The sequence below is a fragment of the Nakamurella sp. genome, from assembly GCF_048594475.1.
Lineage (GTDB): Bacteria > Actinomycetota > Actinomycetes > Mycobacteriales > Nakamurellaceae > Nakamurella.
Window position 1 is genome coordinate 1 of the sequence record NZ_JBMDXT010000178.1, and the last position, 2,084, is coordinate 2,084.

Here is a 2,084-nt window from a genome sequence, read left to right on the forward strand (position 1 = left end):
CCGTTCGGCATCAAGCCGCTGTTCGTGGCCCAGCTGCCGGACGGCGTCGCGTTCTCGTCCGAGGCCAAGGGGCTGCGCGAGCTGACCGGGCAGGCGTCGGTCAACGTGCCCGCGCTGCAGCATTACCTGGTGCTGCAGTACGTGCCCGAGCCGGCGACCATGGACCCCGCGATCCGCAAGATCGAGTCGGGCACCCACGTGACGGTCCGTCCCGGCCGGCCGATGAGCACCCGGCGCTACTTCCACCCGCAGTTCACGCCCCGGCCGGCGATCTCCGACGCCGAGCGGACCGCGCTCTACCAGCGGATCGCCGACGTCATGGACGACTCGGTCGCCAAGCACATGCGGGCCGACGTCACGGTCGGCGCCTTCCTGTCCGGCGGCATCGACTCCACCGCGATCGCCGCCCTGGCCAAGCGGTACAACCCGGATCTGCTCACCTTCACCACCGGGTTCGAGCGGGAGGGCTTCTCCGAGGTCGACGTCGCCGCCGAGTCGGCCGCGGCGATCGGCGTGCAGCACATCGTCCGCACCGTGTCCGAGGAGGAACTGACCTCGACGCTGCCGCTGATCGTCTGGTACCTGGACGACCCGGTCGCCGACCCGGCGCTGGTCCCGCTCTACTTCGTGGCCAACGAGGCCCGCAAGCACGTCAAGGTGGTGCTCTCCGGCGAGGGCGCCGACGAGCTGTTCGGCGGCTACAACATCTACCGCGAGCCGATGAGCCTGAGCCGGCTCACCGGGCTGCCGGGCGGGCTGCGGCGCGGTCTGGCCGCGGTCGGCCGGGCGATGCCGGACGGGTTCCGCGGGCAGGACCTGCTGCGCCGGGCCTCCCTGGACCTGGAGGACCGCGATTACGGCAACGCCCGCATCTTCCGCGAGGAGCACCTGTCCGGCGGGCTGCTGCGCACCTACGACCCGGCCCGCTCGTTCCGCGACATCACCGACCCGGTCTACGCGTTGACCCGGGACGTCGACCCGATCGCCCGGATGCAGCACGTGGACCTGTTCACCTGGCTGCGCGGCGACATCCTGGTCAAGGCCGACAAGATGACGATGGCCAACTCGCTGGAACTGCGGGTGCCGTTCCTGGACAAGGAGGTGTTCGACGTCGCCCGGACGGTCCCCGCGGACCAGAAGGTGACCAAGGCCACCACCAAGCTGGCGTTGCGCCGGGCGATGGAACTGGTCGTGCCGCCGCACGTACTGCACCGCCGCAAGCTCGGCTTCCCGGTGCCGATCCGGCACTACCTGGCCGAGGGCTCCTACGACTGGGCCCGGGACGTCATCACCTCGTCGCACACCGACGAGTACCTGGATCCCGCGGCCGTCCTGGCCATGCTGGACGCCCACCGGGCCGGCGAGGTCGACCACTCCCGCCGGCTCTGGACGATCCTGGTGTTCATGATCTGGCACGGCATCTTCGTGACCGGCCAGATCACCCCGGAGATCCCGGAGCCGGTGTACCCGGTGCGGCTCTGACGGGCCGGCGCCTACCAGGCCAGCGCGCCGGCGATCTCCGCGGCCGCGTCCTCGCCGTAGGCGTCGGCCAGCCGCACCCGGGCCACGTCCCGGTCGAGCTGGTACTCCTGGGTACCCACGGTCTCCAGGGTCAGGGTCGCCATCAACGAGCCGAGCTGGGCGGACCGCTCGAAGGACAGGGCCAGCGCCCGGCCGGCCAGGAAGCCGGCCCGGAACGCGTCGCCGACGCCGGTCGGGTCGGTCTTGGACTTCTCCGGTAGTGCCGAGACGGCCAGCCGGCTGCCGTCCGCGGCGACGATCTCCACGCCCTTGGAGCCCAGCGTGGTCACCCGGTACCCGACGGCGTCCAGCACGGCCTGGTCCGACCAGCCCGTCTTGGACTTCAGCAGGCCCAGCTCGTAGTCGTTGGTGAACAGCAGGTCGGCGCCGCGGACCAGCTCGACGACGTCGTCACCCTCCATCCGGGCCAGCTGCTGCGACGGGTCGGCGGCGAACCGGTACCCGCGCTCCCGGCACTCCTGGGAGTGCCGGACCATGCCGGCCGGGTCGTCGGCCGAGACCACGACCAGGTCCAGGCCGCCGTAGGCGTCCGCGATCGGGGC

General features: G+C 71.5%; 2 protein-coding genes. One reads left to right on the forward strand and one right to left on the reverse strand.

Features of this window, described 5'->3' with window-relative positions:
• On the forward strand, nt 1-1,482 hold a 1,482-nt coding region (gene asnB / locus ACOJUF_RS08770; RefSeq protein ID WP_420121479.1), incomplete at its 5' end, for an asparagine synthase (glutamine-hydrolyzing).
• 11 nt (nt 1,483-1,493) lie between these two features.
• Here asnB and ACOJUF_RS08775 read toward each other — a convergent pair.
• Nucleotides 1,494-2,084 (reverse strand): PfkB family carbohydrate kinase (locus tag ACOJUF_RS08775; RefSeq protein WP_420121480.1); only part of this gene is annotated, 591 nt, incomplete at its 5' end.